This is a genomic window from Salarchaeum japonicum, from assembly GCF_020614395.1.
Lineage (GTDB): Archaea > Halobacteriota > Halobacteria > Halobacteriales > Halobacteriaceae > Salarchaeum > Salarchaeum japonicum.
In genome coordinates this window covers 1,992,767-2,009,502 of record NZ_CP085324.1, presented here as the reverse complement: position 1 = coordinate 2,009,502, position 16,736 = coordinate 1,992,767, and the positions used below count along the sequence as shown (strand labels likewise).

At 69.2% G+C, this 16,736-nt stretch carries 17 protein-coding genes; 7 read left to right on the top strand and 10 right to left on the bottom strand.

Annotation, left to right across the window (positions count from 1 at the left end):
• Positions 1 to 32: 32 nt before the first annotated feature.
• Positions 33 to 296 (bottom strand): hypothetical protein, encoded by a 264-nt coding sequence (locus LI334_RS11255; protein ID WP_227260923.1) that lies wholly within the window; start codon positions 294 to 296, stop codon positions 33 to 35.
• Positions 297 to 368: 72 nt separating this feature from the next.
• Here LI334_RS11255 and LI334_RS11250 point away from each other — a divergent pair, with 72 nt between their 5' ends.
• Positions 369 to 1,490, top strand: coding sequence for a serine hydrolase domain-containing protein (locus LI334_RS11250; RefSeq protein ID WP_227260922.1), 1,122 nt, complete (start codon positions 369 to 371; stop codon positions 1,488 to 1,490).
• Between the two features lie 60 nt (positions 1,491 to 1,550).
• On the opposite strand, the gene LI334_RS11245 is transcribed toward LI334_RS11250, so the two are convergent.
• Together LI334_RS11245 and uvrA are read right to left on the bottom strand one after the other, a co-directional pair.
• Positions 1,551 to 2,213, bottom strand: a complete 663-nt coding sequence (locus tag LI334_RS11245) for a lactate utilization protein (RefSeq protein WP_227260921.1) — start codon at positions 2,211 to 2,213, stop codon at positions 1,551 to 1,553.
• Between the two features lie 116 nt (positions 2,214 to 2,329).
• Positions 2,330 to 5,287 carry an excinuclease ABC subunit UvrA gene (gene uvrA, locus LI334_RS11240; protein WP_227260920.1) on the bottom strand — a complete coding sequence of 986 codons (2,958 nt, stop codon included), beginning with the start codon at positions 5,285 to 5,287 and terminating at the stop codon, positions 2,330 to 2,332.
• A gap of 94 nt (positions 5,288 to 5,381) precedes the next feature.
• On the opposite strand from uvrA, the gene LI334_RS11235 reads away from it, so the two are divergent.
• The gene (locus tag LI334_RS11235) at positions 5,382 to 5,954 is read left to right on the top strand and encodes an LURP-one-related/scramblase family protein (RefSeq protein ID WP_227260919.1); all 573 of its coding nucleotides are present in this window, start codon (positions 5,382 to 5,384) and stop codon (positions 5,952 to 5,954) included.
• A 187-nt stretch (positions 5,955 to 6,141) separates the two neighbouring features.
• Here the strand turns inward: LI334_RS11235 and LI334_RS11230 are convergent, their stop codons facing one another.
• Both LI334_RS11230 and LI334_RS11225 read right to left on the bottom strand, forming a co-directional pair.
• Positions 6,142 to 6,615, bottom strand: coding sequence for a YbaK/EbsC family protein (locus LI334_RS11230; protein WP_227260918.1), 474 nt, complete (start codon positions 6,613 to 6,615; stop codon positions 6,142 to 6,144).
• A gap of 166 nt (positions 6,616 to 6,781) precedes the next feature.
• Positions 6,782 to 7,522 carry an SDR family NAD(P)-dependent oxidoreductase gene (locus tag LI334_RS11225; protein ID WP_227260917.1) on the bottom strand — a complete coding sequence of 247 codons (741 nt, stop codon included), beginning with the start codon at positions 7,520 to 7,522 and terminating at the stop codon, positions 6,782 to 6,784.
• A gap of 77 nt (positions 7,523 to 7,599) precedes the next feature.
• On the opposite strand from LI334_RS11225, the gene LI334_RS11220 reads away from it, so the two are divergent.
• The 3 genes from LI334_RS11220 to LI334_RS11210 are packed head-to-tail and all read left to right on the top strand — an operon-like array spanning position 7,600 to position 9,800.
• Entirely contained in the window at positions 7,600 to 9,024 is a 1,425-nt protein-coding gene (locus tag LI334_RS11220) for an LVIVD repeat-containing protein (RefSeq protein ID WP_227260916.1), read from the top strand.
• A 26-nt stretch (positions 9,025 to 9,050) separates the two neighbouring features.
• Positions 9,051 to 9,431, top strand: coding sequence for a NifU family protein (locus LI334_RS11215; RefSeq protein ID WP_227260915.1), 381 nt, complete (start codon positions 9,051 to 9,053; stop codon positions 9,429 to 9,431).
• The gene (locus LI334_RS11210) at positions 9,432 to 9,800 is read left to right on the top strand and encodes a hypothetical protein (protein WP_227260914.1); all 369 of its coding nucleotides are present in this window, start codon (positions 9,432 to 9,434) and stop codon (positions 9,798 to 9,800) included.
• On the opposite strand, the gene LI334_RS11205 is transcribed toward LI334_RS11210, so the two are convergent.
• Both LI334_RS11205 and LI334_RS11200 read right to left on the bottom strand, forming a co-directional pair.
• The gene (locus LI334_RS11205) at positions 9,793 to 11,187 is read right to left on the bottom strand and encodes a DUF402 domain-containing protein (protein WP_227260913.1); all 1,395 of its coding nucleotides are present in this window, start codon (positions 11,185 to 11,187) and stop codon (positions 9,793 to 9,795) included. The two genes, LI334_RS11210 and LI334_RS11205, sit on opposite strands and share 8 nt — an antisense overlap.
• Entirely contained in the window at positions 11,184 to 11,576 is a 393-nt protein-coding gene (locus LI334_RS11200) for a DUF7532 family protein (RefSeq protein ID WP_227260912.1), read from the bottom strand. Before LI334_RS11200 ends, LI334_RS11205 begins: the two co-directional genes overlap by 4 nt.
• A gap of 250 nt (positions 11,577 to 11,826) precedes the next feature.
• Between LI334_RS11200 and LI334_RS11195 the strand changes: the two genes are divergently transcribed.
• A complete protein-coding gene (locus LI334_RS11195; RefSeq protein WP_227260911.1) occupies positions 11,827 to 12,846 on the top strand; it encodes a PrsW family intramembrane metalloprotease in 1,020 nt (339 codons plus the stop codon).
• Here the strand turns inward: LI334_RS11195 and LI334_RS11190 are convergent.
• Complete coding sequence (locus tag LI334_RS11190; RefSeq protein WP_227260910.1) at positions 12,843 to 13,433, bottom strand: riboflavin synthase; 591 nt, start codon at positions 13,431 to 13,433, stop codon at positions 12,843 to 12,845. The genes LI334_RS11195 and LI334_RS11190 overlap by 4 nt on opposite strands.
• Before the next feature lie 76 nt (positions 13,434 to 13,509).
• Here LI334_RS11190 and LI334_RS11185 point away from each other — a divergent pair, with 76 nt between their 5' ends.
• Complete coding sequence (locus LI334_RS11185; RefSeq protein ID WP_227260909.1) at positions 13,510 to 13,737, top strand: DUF7533 family protein; 228 nt, start codon at positions 13,510 to 13,512, stop codon at positions 13,735 to 13,737.
• On the opposite strand, the gene LI334_RS11180 is transcribed toward LI334_RS11185, so the two are convergent.
• Together LI334_RS11180 and LI334_RS11175 are read right to left on the bottom strand one after the other, a co-directional pair.
• The gene (locus LI334_RS11180) at positions 13,734 to 14,882 is read right to left on the bottom strand and encodes a M24 family metallopeptidase (protein WP_227260908.1); all 1,149 of its coding nucleotides are present in this window, start codon (positions 14,880 to 14,882) and stop codon (positions 13,734 to 13,736) included. The genes LI334_RS11185 and LI334_RS11180 overlap by 4 nt on opposite strands.
• A complete protein-coding gene (locus tag LI334_RS11175) occupies positions 14,882 to 16,723 on the bottom strand; it encodes a UvrD-helicase domain-containing protein (protein WP_227260907.1) in 1,842 nt (613 codons plus the stop codon). Before LI334_RS11175 ends, LI334_RS11180 begins: the two co-directional genes overlap by 1 nt.
• Positions 16,724 to 16,736 lie beyond the last annotated feature (13 nt).

The following is a 16,736-nucleotide window of genomic DNA, read 5'->3' as shown; positions in this document are numbered from 1 at the left end:
AGGCCCCGTATCGAGATAGGTCTTGGGAGACTTCACGCGGCGAGCGCGAGGTTCAACAGCGCGCCGCACACCGCTATCCCGGCGGCGACGACGAGCGCGAGCACCGCGCCCGCGGGAACCGCGAACTCCGCCGGGTCGCGGCGAAGCGCGTCGTAGCCCGCGCCGACGACCATCGCGCCGCCGCTGACTGCGACGAACGCGGTCAGCGCGGCGTTATCCCCCGTCACCGCGGTCTGCACTATCACGGACAGTCCGATGAGTGCGAGCGCACCGTCGTACACGTACAGGCGCTCCATATCCGGCGTTTCTCGTCGACTCACTAAGTCGTTAGGCCGAACGTATTTGTCGAACGAACGCCAGGTTTCGGTATGTCGGTCTTCGACGCGGACGGCCCGGCGCGAATCGAACAGCTGTTCGCCGCCCAGCTCGACGCGGGACTCCACCACGGCGCACAGCTCGCGGTCTACGACGGCGACGACCGCGTCCTCTCGCTCGCGGGCGGCGAGACGGGGCCGGACGGCGACCCCGTGACGCCCGACCGGAAGTTCGTCCTGTTCTCCTGCACGAAACCCTACACGGCCGCGTGCGTCCACCACCTCGCCGACGAGGGCGACCTCGCGTACGACGACCAACTCACCGACCACTGGCCCGAGTACGCCGACGCGGGAACGGAGAAGGCGGAGACGACGGTCGCGGACGTGCTCACGCACCGCGCCGGCCTCGCGCTCACCGACCTCGACCGCCAGCCCGACGCGTGGACGGACTGGGACGCCTCCGTCAGCATCCTCGAAGACGCCACGCCCCGGGGCCTCGGCACGCCCGCCTACCACCCCGTGAGTTTCGGGTTCCTCGCCGGCGAACTCGTCCGCCGCGTCAGCGGGCGCTCCGTCGGCGCGTACGCCCGCGACCACGTCTTCGAGCCCATCGAGATGGAACACACCCACATCGGATTGCCCGCGAGCGAACCCGACGACATCGCGACGCTCACCGGGTTCGCCGACCCCGACCGCTGTCGCACCCCCGACAGCGGCCTCGGCCTCGACCGGAGCGACACCGCCGCGACCTTCAACCGCGAGGCCATCCACCGCGCCGAAATCCCCGCCGCCGGAGGCGTCGGCACCGCCGAGGACATGGCGCGCTTCTACGCCTGCCTCGCCAACGGCGGCCGCATCGGCGACGACCGCATCCTCGCCACCGACACCGTCGCCACCCTCACCCGCGTCCACGCCCAGACCGAACGCGACCCGACCCTCTCCGTCCCCCGGCGCTACGGATTGGGCGTCGTCCGCGCCGGCACCGCTCACGACAAGTACGGCACTATCGCGCCCGACCGCGTCTTCGGCCACGGCGGCCTCGGCAGCAGCGTCGCCTGGGCCGACCCCGGTACCGGACTCGCCTTCGCCTACGTCACCAACGGCATCCGCGACCCCATCGAGCACCGCCAGCGCGTCAACGAACTCGCGGACGCGGTGCGGACGGTGTACGCCTAACGCGACCGCGACGGTAGCCGCCGCTCTCCGTCTCGCGTCGCGAGAGAAAACTACGGGAGTTTAGTAGCCGAGCGTCTCCTCGACGAGGACGACCGTCGTGCGGCCTTCGACGGTCTCCTGGCGGAAGACGAGTTCCTTCGAGGGGTAGCTCTCGACGCCGTAGGCCTCCTGCGCGCGCTCGTTCTCGAACGCGTACGCGTACTCCTGGAGGCGCTCGCGCGCGGCGTCCTCGTCGGTCGTGATCTTGTTCACGCCCGCGACGGTGACGACGTGCCCGGCGGCGAACGGGTACGCGCCGATGCGGCTGCCGGAGAGGTCGGCGGCGACGAGCGTGCCGTCCTCGCGGCCGATGGCGTTCACGCTCCCGAGGAAGTAGTCGGCGGTCTGGGCCTCGCGGCGGGCCTTCGCGCGCGCCTGGTCGTCGTCGATGCTGAAGACTTCCGCGTGGAGGTTCTCCCAGTCGTGGTCGCCCTCGGTGAGGTACTCCGTGAACCCGATCTCTTCGAGGGTCGTGGAGTGCCCGTTCATCACGGACGCCTCCGCGGGAATCTCCTCCGTGAGGAAGTCGAGCGCGGCCTCGGCGTCCGGAACGACCTCGACCTCGAACCCGCTCGCTTCCAGGCTCTCGACGGCCTCGTCGAGTTCGCTCTGACTCGGATGGGCGTCCCACTCCTCGTCCACGCTCACGTCGTCGATGTAGTCGGCTTTCGTCTGCTCGGACATACCCGAACGGTGGGCTGGTATCCGGAAGAACGCCGGGGTTGCGGCGGCGACTGCCCGAGCGAGTAACCCCCGTGTCACCCGATTACGCCGGTTTCATCGACACCGACTCACACGCGTCAGTCCTGTGCGGGCGCGGGCGCGTCGGGCTTCTCGCGGCCGTCGCGCGGCCCCTCGACGTCCACCGCGGGGAGTTTGTCGCGGAGGTAGCGGCCGGTGTGACTGTCGTCCTCGCGCGCGACCGCCTCCGGCGTTCCAGTGGCGACTATCTCGCCGCCACGCTCCCCGCCCTCCGGCCCCAGGTCGATGACGTGGTCGGCGTTCTTCACGAGGTCGAGTTCGTGCTCGATGACCGCGATACTGTTCCCGCGGTCGGTGAGCCGCTGGAGCACCTGAATCAGCTTCCGCTCGTCCTCCGAGTGGAGGCCCGTCGTCGGCTCGTCCAGCAGGTAGAGCGTGTCCCCCGTCGCCTTCTTCCCGAGCTCTTCCGCGAGCTTCACGCGCTGGGCCTCCCCGCCGGAGAGCGTGGTCGAGGGCTGGCCGAGCCGCATGTAGTCCAGGCCCACGTCCTCCAACAGCTGGAGGCGGCGGCCGAGCCGGCTGTCCGCCTCGAAGAACTCCCGGGCTTCCTCGACGCTCATGTCGAGCACGTCCGCGATGGTCTTCCCCTTGAACGTCACGTCGAGCGTCTCGTCGTTGTACCGCGCGCCCCCGCACTCCTCGCAGGGCACCTGCACGTCCGAGAGGAAGTTCATCTCGATGGTCACCGTCCCCTGCCCGCCACACTCCTCGCAGCGCCCGCCCTTCACGTTGAACGAGAAGCGGCCCTTGTCGTAGCCGCGTTGCTGGGCGAGCTTCGTCTGCGCGAACTTCTCGCGCACGTAGTCGAACACGCCCGTGTACGTCGCCGGGTTCGACCGGGGCGTCCGACCGATGGGCGACTGGTCGATGAGGCGCACCTTCTCGATGTGTTCGGTGCCCTCGATGCCGTCGTGCTCGCCGGGGTCGACGCTCGTGTTCCCGTTCATCCCGCGCGCGAGCCCCTTGTAGAGCACGTCGTGCATCAGCGTGGACTTCCCGCTCCCGGAGACGCCCGTGATGGCGGTGAACGCGCCGACCGGGATGTCCACGTCCACGTTCTTGAGGTTGTGCTGGCGCGCCCCGCGAACCGTCAGGGTGTCCGACCACTCGCGGCGCTCCTCCGGCACCGGAATCTGCTTGCGGCCCGCGAGGTAGTCGCCCGTGATGGAGTCCTCGGACGCGACGATGTCGTCGAAGTCGCCCTGCGCGACCACCTCGCCGCCGTGCCGGCCCGGCCCCGGCCCCATGTCAACGATGGTGTCCGCGCGCCGCATCGTCTCCTCGTCGTGCTCCACCACCAGCAGGGTGTTCCCGAGGTCGCGGAGCTCCTCCAGGGTGTTCAGGAGGCGGTCGTTGTCCCGCTGGTGCAGGCCGATCGAGGGCTCGTCCAGCACGTAGAGGACGCCGACGAGCCCGCTCCCGATCTGGGTGGCGAGCCGAATCCGCTGGGACTCGCCGCCGGAGAGCGTCGAGGCCTCGCGGTCGAGCGTCAAGTATTCGAGCCCGACCTCCTCCATGAACCCGAGGCGCGCCCGAATCTCCTTCAGGATCTCCTCCGCAATTTTGCGGTCGCGCTCGGACATCCCGGCTTCGAGGCCCTCGAAGTGCTCGCGGGCGTCCCCGATGCTCAACTGATTCACCTCCGTAATCGACGTGTCCTTCACGAGCACCGCCCGCGACTCGGGTTTCAGGCGCGTGCCGTCGCACGCCGGACACGCCGTCGTGCTCATGAAGTCCTCGATGTGCTCGCGCACCCGCTCCGAATCCGTCTCTCCATACCGCCGTTCGAGGTTCGGAATCACGCCCTCGAACGGCTCTTCCTTCCGCCGCACGCCGTTCTTCGTCTCCCGCCGGAACACCACGTCCTCCGTGGTCCCCCACAGGAACGCCTCCTGCACGTCCGCGTCCAACTGTTCGAACGGCGTCGAGAGGTCGACGTCGAAGTGCCGCGCGACGTTGTCGAGGAGGTTCCGGTAGTACGACCGGTTGTAACTCCACGGCTCGAACACGTGCTTCACGGGCTTCGACGCGTCCTGCACCACGAGGTCTTCCGACACTTCCTTCGACTGCCCGAGCCCCTCACATTCGGGGCACGCGCCGTGCGGGCTGTTGAAGGAGAAACTCCGCGTCTCGATTTCGCTGATGTCGATGCCGCAGTGCGTGCACGCGAGGTCTTCGCTGAACTCCACCACCAGCCGGTCGTCGCCGTCGTCGTCCGCGAGGTCGCCCGTCGCGCGCGCGACCGACCCGCCGAGTTCCACGCCCTCCGGCGGGTCGGGGACGACGACCTTCAGCACGCCCTCGGCCTCGTCGAGCGCCGTCTCCACGGAGTCCGTGATGCGCGAGCGCGCGTCCTCGCTCACCGTCACGCGGTCCACTATCACGTCGATTGTGTGGTCGTAGTTCTCGTCCAGGTCTGGAGACTCGACCGCGAGGTCGTACGACTCGCCGTCCACCTCGACCCGCGAGTACCCCTCGGCCATGAGTTCCTCGAACAGGTCTTCGAACGCGCCCTTCTGGTCGCGCACCACGGGTGCCGCGATTTTCGCCCGCGTCCCCTCCGGGAGTTCCATCACGCGACGCACCATCTGCTGGGCGGACTGCTCGCCCACCTCGCGCCCGCACTCCGGACAGTGCGGAACGCCGACGCGCGCGTACAGCAAGCGGAGGTAGTCGTGGAGTTCGGTGACGGTGCCGACCGTCGAACGCGGGTTGTTCGCCGCGTTCTTCTGGTCGATGCTGATAGCCGGCGACAACCCCTCCACCGACTCGACCTGCGGTTTGTCCATCTGCCCGAGGAAGTTCCGCGCATAGGCAGAGAGGCTCTCGATGTACCGCCGCTGGCCCTCCGCGTAAATCGTCTCGAACGCCAGCGAGGATTTCCCCGACCCCGAGAGGCCGGTGACGACCGTGAACTCCTCGCGCGGAATCCGAACGTCGAGGTCCTTCAGGTTGTGCTCTTCCGCCCCGCGGACCTCGATGTAGTCCTCACTCATTAGTTACCGTTATTACGCGCGGACGAACGAAAACCCCTCGGTGCCGGCCCCCGCCCACCACGAGGCTTTTCCCGTCCGACGGTGACCTCCCGGTGTGAACGACTACGACATCTCCACCCTCGACCTCACAGGCGACCGCTACGAGGTCAAACAGTCCCTCGTCCGGAACAAGTACACCGTCCGCGACGACGCCGGGAACGTCGTCCTCCGCGGGAAACAGAAGATGTTCAAACTCAAGGAGGAGTTCCCGTTCGTCACCGGCGACGACCAGGACGCCTTCACCGTGAAAGCCGGCGGCATCATGGACATCGCCGGGAACTACACCATCACCGACGCCGGCACCGGCGAACCGGTCGTCGTGCTGGACGAAGACTGGTCGTGGTTCATGGAGAACTGGACGGTTCGAGACCCCGACACCGGCGAAGCTCTCGCCACCATCACCTCGAAGAACAAAGTCCTCCAGGTGCTCCGCCACCTCGTCGGCGCTGCGAACCTCATCCCGAACAAGTACGAGATACGCGACCCCCAGGGCGACCACGTCGGCGACATCGAGGGCCAGTTCTCCCTCAAGGACACCTACACCGTCACCATCGACGACGCGAGCGACGTGCCCAAGGAGGCCGTGCTCGCCGCCGCCTGCATCCTCGACGCCCTCGAAAACAACTGACGCACGTTTTACGCTGCGCTCCGGCCAGCAGCGCTGGCCTCGCTCGGTAAAACCTGCACGAAAAGCGCTCCTCCGTCGGTTCGTGCTTCGCACTCCCCTCCGTCGTCGGCCTCGCACTTCCTCCGGTCGTGCGAGTGAATCGCCGACCTTCCGGGGTCTCCGACCCGCTCGGTCGGCGAAAACGAACTCACTTCTCCGCCACGTCCGCGACCTCGGCGTCCGCCAGCTCCGCGAGTTCGTCGGGGTCGCTCGGCCACACCGCCTCCGGCGTTCCCGCCGCCGCCCACACCCGCTCGTGCTCCAGGAGGGTCTCGTCGAACAGCACGCGCGGACTCCCGTCGTGACACACCGGCGGCACGCCGCCGATGCTGTACCCCGTCGCCGCTTTCACCTCGTCCGCGTCCGCCATCCGCGCCGACTCCGCGCCCGCGAGCGCCGCGACCGCCGCGGTGTCCACGCGGTTCGCGCCGCTCGTCACCACAACCACCGCCTCGCCGTCCGCCACCAGGACGATGCTCGACGCTATCTGCGCCACCGCACACCCCAGGGCGTCGGCCGCGTCCGCCGCCGTCTTCGTCCCCTCCGGGAACTCCTCCACCTCGGGCCGAAACCCGTACTCGGACTCCACGCGTCCCGCGAACTCGACTGCGCGCTCGTGCATACCCGCTTGTCCCCCCACTCCCTCAAAAACGTTCGCGCTCACTCAACCGCCACCGAAACCCCGCTAGACGTTTTCGGGGAGCCAGCCGCCGTCGATTTCGATGTTCTACACGGACCTTTTGCGGCCTCACGTGCGTTCGGCCGCAAAATCTCCACCAAAACGTGGGTTAGACGTCTTCTGGAAGCCAGCCGCCGTCGATTTCGATATTTTCCCCGCTGATGTAGTCGGAGTTCTCGTCGCAGAAGAACAGGAGCGCCTGCGTCACGTCGCGGTAGTCGGCGGGGCGGCCCCTGGGGAGGTCGTCCGGGAACTCGTCGGAGTTCTCGACGACGTAGGGCGAGACGGCGTTCGCGGTGATGCCGTCAGACTGGGTGTCGGCGGCGAGCATCCGCGTGAACATCAGGACGCCCGTTTTCGCGGCGAAGTACGGGAAGTTCTTCGGGCTGACGAGTCCCTTCTCGCCGGACGCGTACCCGACGTTCACGACGCGCCCCCACTCCTGCTCGCGCATCCCGGGGAGCGCGCGCTTCGACGTGAGGTAGGTCGCGGTGAGGTTCGTGTGGAGGACGTTCACCCACTCGTCGTACTCGATGTCCGTCCAGTGTTTCGGCGCGAAGTTCCCGACGTTGTTCACGAGCACGTCCACCGACCCGAGTTCGGCCTCGATTTCGCCGAAGAGGTCGTCCACCGAATCGGGGTGCGTCACGTCGCCCTGCACGACCACCGCGTCCCCGCCGCCCGCCTCCCGGGCTTCTTCGGCGGTCGCGTACGCCGCGGCCTCGCTCGAATGATAGTGCACGGCCACGTCCGCGCCGTTCCGCGCGAGCGCGAGCGCGAACGCCCGCCCGAGGCCAGCCGCGCTTCCCGTCACGAGCGCCGTCCGACCGTCGAGGTCTGGAGAGAGCATACCGACCCCTCGACCGCCAGCGACGAGAGCGTTCCGACGGACGCCACGTTTTTCTCCGCGGTGGGCGAACTCGCGGTATGGAGTTCTCCCGGCGCGCCGCGCTCAAGGCGGGTGGCGCGGCGTTCGCCCTCCCGCTTGCGGGGCGAGCGAGCGCGCATCCGGAGCCGTACGAACCCCGTGACAGCGTCGCTATCGAGGGCGCGACGGAGGCGGTCGTGGGGTCGGACGGAACCACGGTGTTCGTCGCCGCCACGACCGGGTTCGCGGTCGTGGACGCGAGCGACCCGGCCGACCTCACGGTGCTCGCAGAGCGCCGCGACCTCCTCGCCGACCACGAGAACGGCCCGCTCACCGGGATTCACGACGTGGCGGTTCGGGGGTCGCGGCTCGCCGTCGTCGGCCCCGCGAACGCGGGGAGTCCGCGCGCGCTCCTCCTCTACGACGTGCGCGACCCCGCGAACCCGATTCTGGAATCCGTCTACGAGACCGACTACCCGATACACAACTGCTTCCTCACGGACTCGCACGCGTACCTCACCGCGAACGGGAGCGACCGCCGCGAACTCGCCATCATAGACGTGTCCGGGACGCCGCGGGAGGTCGCGCGCTGGGGGGCGGCGGACGAGAACCCGGCGTGGCTCGACGTGCCCGGCTTCCTCTGGTCGTGTCACGACGTGTACGTCCAGGACGAGGTCGCGTACGTCGCGCACTGGGACGCCGGCACGTGGCTGCTCGACGTGTCCGACCCCGCGAACCCGGCCGTGCTGTCGCACCTCGCGCCGCACGACCCCGCCGACCTCGCGGACGCGCCGACGAGCCAGGGGTACGAACTCCCCGGGAACCACCACTACGCCGCGCCGAACGACGACGCCAGCGTCCTCGCCGTCAACAGCGAAGCCTGGGACGCCACGCCCGAGAACGACAGCGCGGGCGGGCCGGGCGGCATCACGCTCTACGACATCACCGACCCCGCCAGCCCGCGCGAACTCTCCCACATCCCCGCGCCCGAGACCGCCGACCCCGGCCTCGACGGGACGTGGACGACCAGCCACAACTTCGAACTCGCGGGCGACCGCCTCTACACGTCGTGGTACCAGGGCGGCGTGAAACTGTTCGACGTGCGCGACCCCGAGAATCCCTACGAACTCGCGTGGTGGCGTCAGCCCGCGGAGGCCGCGTTCTGGACGGCGCGCGCGGCGGCGGACTGCTTCGTCGCGAGCAGTTACGCCGGCGTTCCCGCCGACACCCGGGGCGCGCTCTACGCGTTCCCCGACCACGCCGGCTACCAGCCGGACGCGCCGTCGCTCACCGCGACCACGACCACCGCGAACGCGACGACCGCGACCACCGCCGAGACGGCCACGCGGACGCCGACAACGACGCGAACGACGGAGTCAACGTCGTCGGGGAGTACGCCCGGGTTCGGGACGCTCGCCGGTCTCGCGGGCGTCGCGGGCGCAGTTGGCGTGGCGCGGTGGCTCGGGGACGAACCGAACAGTTAGGAGTCTCGACGCCCAGCTAGGACGTAATGAGTGATGCCGCGACCGACGCCAGCCTCCACGACGAGGTGGAGACCTGGCTCACGGCCCAGATGCCCATCATCAAGATGCACGGCGGGACGAGCGCCGTCAGGGAGGCCGACCCGGAGACGGGAGCGGTCGTCGTCGAACTCGGCGGCACCTGCAGCGGCTGTGGCATCAGCCCGCGGACGGCCCAGCGAATCAAGACCGAACTCGCGAAGGAGTTCCCGCAAGTCACCGACGTGACCGTGCGGTTCGCGAGCGACGGCTCGGACAACTGGGGGACGGAGCAGGCCGAGTCCGTCATGGGAATCGACCGGAACGAGGGCGGACGCGGCGGCCGCGGCGAGGGCGGGCCGGGCGACGCAAACCACCAGAGCCACTTCTAGATGGCGAGCGACCGCCACGCCCGACTCGTCCGCCTCGTGAACGCCGAGGCCGGCGAGTACTTCCGCACCGGCGTCCGCTACACGTCCTTCGGCTGGGAGGTCATCTACCGCCGCGACGACCTCCCCGACCAGCGGCTCAGAGAGCGCAATCAGGCCATCGTTGACCGCGCGCGCGACCACAAATCCCTGCGGGAGCAGGACAGCCCGTTCGGCGACGTGCGCGCGAGCGTCGAACTGTACGAGAACGGCGTTCTCATCCACCTCCGCGAGGGCGCGCGGAGCGGCGTCGTGCTCGCGTTCGAGGTGGACATCGCGAAGAACCTCGCGGGATTCGTCGTGAAGTGCCAGCAGACCCTCCAGTCTAGCTGAACGCGTCCTCGATGCGGTCGGCGACGCCCGCCGCTTTCTCCGCCAACTCGTCCGTGACGAGGCCGTCAGCGACGCACGCCCGGAGTTCGTCCATGTCCACCTGCTCGACAGTGCCGTCCGCGTGCTTCACCACGTCGAGGTGGAGGTCGACGTACCGGACGCCCGACGGAAAGAGTTCGAGCGGCGTGTTCACGTTGATGTACGTCCCGCGGCGGGTGCCGTCCTCGCCCCGGTACACCGTCGGGTACCACCACCGGCCCTCCTGGAAGCGCGTGACCGCCACGTCGCCCTCCTGGCGCTCGACGCCGAGCGCGTCGTAGGTTCCGCCCGCAGTCATCTCGCGCTCCACGGTGATGCGGCCCGCGTCCGGGTCGCAGTCCGTGATATCGCCGCGACCGAGCGTGATGAGGCGGCCGTCGGGCTTCCCGTGCTCGATTGCGACGCGGTCGCCCGCCGCCGGCCCGAACTGCTCGCTCACCGCCGCGAACGGGAACTCCTCCGGGAGCGCGCCGAGCGACTCCGCGAAGTCCACGGCCGTGCTCGCCGCCGAACTCCCCGCCTTGATGCGGTGGTGGCCGACGATGGTGTCGGTCACGTTCCGCCGCACGTCGTCGAGCGCGCGCCGCGCGTCCCCGCCGAACCACACCCAGGTCGTCGCGTCCGGCGCGGCCACCCGCGCGGGCACGTCGTCGATGTCCACGCCGCCAAGCGAATCCTCCAGCGACGCCGCCGACTCGACGGCCGCCGCGAGCGCGTCCCCGAGCGCGTCCATCGACAGGTCTGTCGCCGCGTCCCCCCACTCGACCGCCCAGCCGTCGGGTACCTCGGGCGGGAGGATTTCGGTCGTGCGCGCGAGTTCGGGCGCGCCGCTCGGGGTGTCCGCGACGAGCGCGTCCCGCCCCCGGACGAGCGCCGCCGCGTCCCCGAACGCCCACAGTTCGGTCGAGAGCCGCGGCCGCCGCGACGCCCACGGCGGCTTCGGCGTCACCACCTGCACGCGCACCGTGTCGCCCTCATCGACGTACTCCCGGGAGTCCTCGAACGGCAGGTAGCCCTCGGTGTCGCCGAGGTCGACGACCGCGCCGCCGCCCCGGGTCTCCGCGACGTACCCCTCGAACACCGCGCCGCGGGGCGCGCCGTCCCGATACCGGAAGGTGTCGGTTCCGACCTCGCGGAGGCGCGCGACGACCGAATCGACGGTGTCCGGGTCGCCGGTGACGCCGACGCCCTGGCGGTCGCTCGTCGTGGCGACGTGCGCCGCCGCCGGCCCCGCCGCGAACTCGCGGTCGAAGCGCTCCCGAATCGGGCCGGAGGGGTTCGTGACGCCGACGTCCGCGAGGAGTTCCGTGAGCGCCGTGGCGTAGATGCCGCGAACCGAGACCGTCATTCCAGCCTCTCGCGCGCCGGCGCGAACCGCACCCGGTCGTGCACCGTCTGGCCGAGTTCGAGTTCCACGAACGTCGCCCGGCCGTCCTCGGCGTCGAGGACGCGCGCGTTCTCCACGTACGCGCCCCACGTGTCGAACCGCAGGAACCCGCGCACGTCCTCGCTGTGCGTGAACAGGTCGGCGTACTCGACGGCGTGCTCGGGGTGCTCGCTCGAACTGTGCGTCAGCTCCATGTCGGAGTAGACGGTGTCGTGGGCGTCGAAGAAGGCCGCGACGCGCTCCGCCGTCTCCCGGGCGTCCGCCGCCACCCGTTCTTCTATCTCGCGGAGGGTCGCCGGGTCCACGCCCGCGTCGTGGAGTTCCGTGCGTACCCGCTGGTCGAACAGCATGTCCCTATCTCGATACCGCACTCCCTAAAATCAGTCGTCGGCGGGTGCCGGCGTCGCGCCCTCGCTCTCGGTCGTCGGTGTTCGTCGCTCTTCCTCGGGCGGCTCCGTGTACAGGAGTCCGCGGCTCTCACTGAATGCCATGACATCTCGTGACACGACCACCGTAGATAAGCCGTGTCCTTTAGGCATATTATGGCATACTTATATTTCGGCGGGAACGGTTTTGTGGGCCGCTTCGGTAGCTCCGACCATGCCGGAGAAACGCGACCCCGTGCAGCGCGCCGCATCCGGCGACCGCGACCTCTACGACGTGACCGACTGGGAGGTTCGCAACGCCCTCGACCGGGCCGCGGTCGCCGTCTACGACGGCCTCCTCACCAGCAGTCGCTACGCCGTCGTCCTCCTCGCCCTCCTCGTCGTCGCCGCGCTGTTCGCCGCCAGCCTCGGGTTCGTCTTCCTCGAACGCCCCTACGTCGCCGCGTACGTCGTCCTCTCCGTCCTCCCCGCGCTCGCCCTCGTCGCCTACGTCTGGCACGCGGACGCCACCACCGGCGAACCCCTCCACCTGCTCGCCGCCACCTTCGTCCTCGGCTTCCTCTTCGCCGGGTTCGCCGCCGTCCTCAACACGCTCTTCCAGGACGCGTTCGCCGTCGTCGGCATCACGTGGATGGTCGTCGTCTTCTACCTCGTCGTCGGCCCCGTCGAGGAGACCGTGAAACTCCTCGCCGTCCGCCTCTACGCCTACCGGAGCGACCGCTTCGACGCCGTCGTGGACGGCGCGGTGTACGGCGCGGTCGCCGGCCTCGGGTTCGCCACCATCGAGAACGCCATCTACATCGGCCGCGACGTCCTCCAGACCCTCCAGGCGACCGGCGTGAACGCCGACGCCGCCGTCCTCCAGATAGCCGCCGTCCGCACGTTCGCCGGCCCCGGACACGTCATCTACTCCGCGTTCGCCGGCTACTACCTCGGCCTCGCGAAGTTCAACCCCGAGAACAAGGGCCCGATCGTCGTGAAAGGCCTGCTCGTCGCCGCGCTCATCCACGCCACCTACAACACCGCCGTCAGCAACCTCCACCTCGTCTACCAGCCGCTCGGCGTCCCCGAAGGCCTCGTCTTCCTCGCGTTCGTCGTCCTCTACGACGGCTTCTTCCTCTCCGTGCTCGCCCGGAAACTCAAACGCTACAAGGCCGCGTACGAGGAGTCCGACGCCGCGCGCTACGACGAGGGCGACACCGACCTGAAGAGCGCCGTCCGCAGACTCGACTAGTACGAATCCAGGCGCTCGACGTACTTCGCGACCACGTCCACCTCGACGTGCACCGGACTCCCCGCCGACTTCTCGGAGAGCGTCGTCAGCTCGTACGTCGTCGGAATCACCGCCACCGAGAACGTTCCGGCGTCGTCGTCCACGTCCGCGACGGTGAGGCTGATGCCGTCGAGCGCCACCGACCCCTTCTCCGCGACGTACTGCGCGTAGCCCGCCGGGAGCGCGAACGTGAACGTCCAGTCCTCCCCGACCTGCTCGACGCCCACGACCTCCGTGACCGTATCCACGTGTCCCTGCACGATGTGGCCGTCCAGCCGGCCGTCCGCCGGGAGCGCGCGTTCGAGGTTCACTGCGTCCCCCGCGTCGAGCTCCCCGAGGTACGTCTTCTCCAGGGTCTCCGCCGCCGTGAACGCCGAAAACCAGTTCTCCCCGTGGTCTTCGACGGTGAGGCAGACGCCGCTCACGCTGATGGACTGCCCGTGCTCGAACTCGCGTAACTCCTCGGTCTCGATGCGAAGCCGTCGGCCGTCGGCCGTCGATTCCACCGACGCCACCGTGCCGGTGTCCTCGACGATTCCCGTGAACATACTTCCAGTACTGGGATGCGACTCAAGTGTGTTGCGAACGCGGGGTTTACGACGCTCGAACGCCCCCACTCGGGTAATGGGTATCATCGGCACCGTGAAGTTCGCCGCGACGTTCGCGTTCGCGCTCCCCGTCGCCCTCTACGGCGTGAACCGCCTCGTCGCCGGCCACACGACCGGCTGGGCGTTCGTCGCCATCGCCCTCCTGATGCTCGTCGCCGAACGCTACATCACGACGCTCTTCGACCTCCCCGAGCGCGCCGCCGAAGAAGCCGCCGAGGCCGTCGCGGACGACGACGAGACCTAGGCGCGCGGCGTGAACTCGCGGGGGTACTCGCGGAGGTACTCGAACCCCTCGTCGGTCACGACCACGAGGTCGCCGAGGCGGACGCCGCCCTCCGCGGGGTCGTAGACGCCCGGTTCCACCGCGAGCACCGTCCCCGGTTCGAGGCGCGCGTCGCTCGGAAGCCGCGGGTTCTCGCGCCGACTCACGCCGACGCCGTAGCCCGCGCCGTGCGTGAACCCCGTGTCGCCGTAGCCCGCGGGGAAGCCGTACGCGCCGATCTCCGCCGCCGTCTCCTCGTGCACCAGACTCGCGTCCGCGCCGCCCGCGAGTTCGTCCAACCCCGCCTGCTGGGCGGACTCGACCGCGAGGAACGCGCGGCGCTCCCAGCCGCCCTCTGAGTCCACGACGAACGTCCGCGTCAGCGCGCCGTGGTAGCCGTGCGGGCCGCGCGGCGACACGTCCACGACGACGGTCTCGCCCGACCGCACCGGCACGTCCCCGCGGAAGTGGCGGTCGGTGCACGCGCCGCCCGCCGCGACCACGGTGTTCTCCCGGGGGGTCGCGCCCTCCTGGACGAGCGCCGCGTCCACCTCGCGGCGGAGGCTGGTGGTCGTCAACCGCTCGCCCTCGAACCGGAGCGCGTCGCCATCACCCCGGGCGTCCGCGGCGGCGAGCACGGTCTCCGCGCGCCGCATCCCCGCGGCCGCCGCGGCCTGCGCCTTCCGCAGTGCCTCGATTTCCTCCGGGTCTTTCACGACGCGCTCGCGCGCCACGACATCGGTGGATTCGAGCGCGAACCCGGCGCGTTCGAGGCGGACGGCGGCGTCGTGCGGCACGGCCTGCGGGACGAGTAGCGTTCCGTCGGCGTCGTACGCTTCCAGCACCTCGACCGCGCGCCCGCCCGGCGTGTCCGCGCGCAGGTCGTCGGGCGTGTAGACGTAGTCGCCCGCGAACTCCCGCTTGGCCTGCCGCTCGAACCCCGAAGGTGCGCAGAGCACGGCGTCCCCGCCGACGAACACGAACGCGTACCGCTCCTCGGGGCCGGAAAACCGCGTGAGATACCTGAGCGTGTCGTCGAAGCGGCCGCCGACGTGCACGAACCCGGTCGCGTCCCGGGCTTCGAGTTCGTCGTAGAGAAACGCGAACGTGGTCTCCGGCGCGACCATCAGTTCAACTGGATGGGGGCCTCGGCGTCACCGAGCGACTCCGCGAGCGGGTCGCCCGACGGCTCCCCGTACAACAGCACGTCGATGGGGAGCGTCGGCGCGCCGTTGATGACGTTCTGCATCAGGACGAGGCGCTCGCGGGCGCGACTCATCCCGACGTAGAACACGCGGCGCTCGTTGTCCGTCAGGAGGGGAACTGGGTCGGTCTGGCGCGTGAACTCCTCCACGCCCGCCGGAATCTCCGACTCGTCCACGGTCGCCGCCATCTGCTCGACGACCTTCTCCGTCAGGTCGGTACCGAGGAACACGTGGTCGGCCTCCCGACCCTTCGCGGAGTGAATCGTCCCCACGCGAACCCGCGAGGGATCCATGCCGCGGTAGTCGCCCGCGAAGTACGCGTCCACGGACTTGCGCTGGTAGCGCGTGACCTTCCGCAGCATGTCCGCGGCCGCGCCCGGCGACGGCATGAACGGCGCGTACTCCCGGATGACCTCGGACTCGATTTCGATTTCGGTCGCGTCGTCGGTGTCCGCGGCCTCCTCGCGGTCTTCGATTTCGTCCCGGAGGTCGCTTCGCTCGTTCGTGCTGAACGCCGAGTCCTGCAGCATGTCCGCGACCCGCCGCGCTTCGAGCGCCGTCACGGGGTCGCCCGCGTCGATTTTCTCCACGGCGTGCACGTAGTCCGCGAGCCGGTCGGTCCACAGCCGCTGGTCGGTCAGCGCCTTGAACGGGATGCCGTTCCCGATGAACTCGTCCACGAATTCGAACAACTGGTAGCGCGCCCGGAACAGCACCATCACCGTGTCGTCCTCCGTCGCGGCGATGGTCTGCTTGACGTTCCGCGCCACGTCCAGCATCGACGGGCTCTCCACTGCCTCCACCGTCCCGCCCTCTTTCCGGGGTTTGAGGTCTTTCTCCTGGCGGTTCTCGATGTGTCCGACCTCCTGCTGGACGACCTTCAAGACCTCCGAGGGGAGGCGGTAGGAGTTCGGGAGGATGACGTCGTCCGTCACCTCGGTTTCGAGGAGGAGGTCGGGGTCTGCGCCCTGCCACGCGTACACGACCTGGTCGTCGTCGCCCGCGATGAGCACGGCGTCCATGTGGGGTTTCCACTCCTCGTACACGTCGTACTGGAGCGTCGTGATGTCCTGGAACTCGTCGATGACGAGGTAGTCCACGTTCGGAACCAGGGAGCGCTGTTCGACGCGTTCGAGCATGTCCGCGAACCCGACCAGGCCCTCCTCGCCCTTGTACGCCCGCCACGCCCGAATCGCCTCGGGGATGTCGAAGCGGTCGTCGTCCGACGGCCACGTCGGCGTGTACTTGTTCCCCGTCTGTGCGTTCTCGTCGATGTCCGGCGGCAGCCGAACCTCCTCGTCGTTCCAGCGGAACGGGACGTCGTACCAGTCCGCCACGTCCCGGCTCGTGCGCTGGAGCCACTGGCTCGTCGCGATGACCTTGTTCCCGAGCGTCGTCGAACGCGCCGTCCGCCGACTCCCCGAGGAGTACTCGTCCTCGTACGGCAGGCCGTAGTCCTCGCAGAAGTCCTCCTTGGCGGACTCCCCCACCACGTCGCTCCGCGAGAGGTCGAGGAGTTCGTACGCCTTCGCGTGCATCGTGCAGACGTTCCCCTGGAGGGAACGCGGGTTCACGTCCAACCGCTCCGCCAGCCGTTCTCGAACCTCGGCGGCCGCGGCGCGCGTGTAGGAGACGACGAGGATGTCGCGAACGTCGACGTCGTCGTCTTCGAGGATTTCCTCGACGTGGTCGAGCAGTGCGGTCGTCTTCCCGCTACCCGGCCCACCGAACAACCTGGTGACTGCCGGCTCCGACTCGCTCATTGAACCACAACAG

What these genes read in the sequence shown, in the direction of transcription:
- LI334_RS11225 (WP_227260917.1), bottom strand. Translation starts at nt 7,522, where the DNA reads ATGCTCTCTCCAGACCTCGACGGTCGGACGGCGCTCGTGACGGGAAGC.
- LI334_RS11210 (WP_227260914.1), top strand. Translation starts at nt 9,432, where the DNA reads ATGGCGAGCGACCGCCACGCCCGACTCGTCCGCCTCGTGAACGCCGAG.
- LI334_RS11195 (WP_227260911.1), top strand. Translation starts at nt 11,827, where the DNA reads ATGCCGGAGAAACGCGACCCCGTGCAGCGCGCCGCATCCGGCGACCGC.
- LI334_RS11230 (WP_227260918.1), bottom strand. Translation starts at nt 6,615, where the DNA reads ATGCACGAGCGCGCAGTCGAGTTCGCGGGACGCGTGGAGTCCGAGTAC.
- LI334_RS11250 (WP_227260922.1), top strand. Translation starts at nt 369, where the DNA reads ATGTCGGTCTTCGACGCGGACGGCCCGGCGCGAATCGAACAGCTGTTC.
- LI334_RS11180 (WP_227260908.1), bottom strand. Translation starts at nt 14,882, where the DNA reads ATGGTCGCGCCGGAGACCACGTTCGCGTTTCTCTACGACGAACTCGAA.
- LI334_RS11200 (WP_227260912.1), bottom strand. Translation starts at nt 11,576, where the DNA reads ATGCTGTTCGACCAGCGGGTACGCACGGAACTCCACGACGCGGGCGTG.
- LI334_RS11175 (WP_227260907.1), bottom strand. Translation starts at nt 16,723, where the DNA reads ATGAGCGAGTCGGAGCCGGCAGTCACCAGGTTGTTCGGTGGGCCGGGT.
- LI334_RS11220 (WP_227260916.1), top strand. Translation starts at nt 7,600, where the DNA reads ATGGAGTTCTCCCGGCGCGCCGCGCTCAAGGCGGGTGGCGCGGCGTTC.
- uvrA (WP_227260920.1), bottom strand. Translation starts at nt 5,287, where the DNA reads ATGAGTGAGGACTACATCGAGGTCCGCGGGGCGGAAGAGCACAACCTG.
- LI334_RS11185 (WP_227260909.1), top strand. Translation starts at nt 13,510, where the DNA reads ATGGGTATCATCGGCACCGTGAAGTTCGCCGCGACGTTCGCGTTCGCG.
- LI334_RS11190 (WP_227260910.1), bottom strand. Translation starts at nt 13,433, where the DNA reads ATGTTCACGGGAATCGTCGAGGACACCGGCACGGTGGCGTCGGTGGAA.
- LI334_RS11205 (WP_227260913.1), bottom strand. Translation starts at nt 11,187, where the DNA reads ATGACGGTCTCGGTTCGCGGCATCTACGCCACGGCGCTCACGGAACTC.
- LI334_RS11255 (WP_227260923.1), bottom strand. Translation starts at nt 296, where the DNA reads ATGGAGCGCCTGTACGTGTACGACGGTGCGCTCGCACTCATCGGACTG.
- LI334_RS11245 (WP_227260921.1), bottom strand. Translation starts at nt 2,213, where the DNA reads ATGTCCGAGCAGACGAAAGCCGACTACATCGACGACGTGAGCGTGGAC.
- LI334_RS11215 (WP_227260915.1), top strand. Translation starts at nt 9,051, where the DNA reads ATGAGTGATGCCGCGACCGACGCCAGCCTCCACGACGAGGTGGAGACC.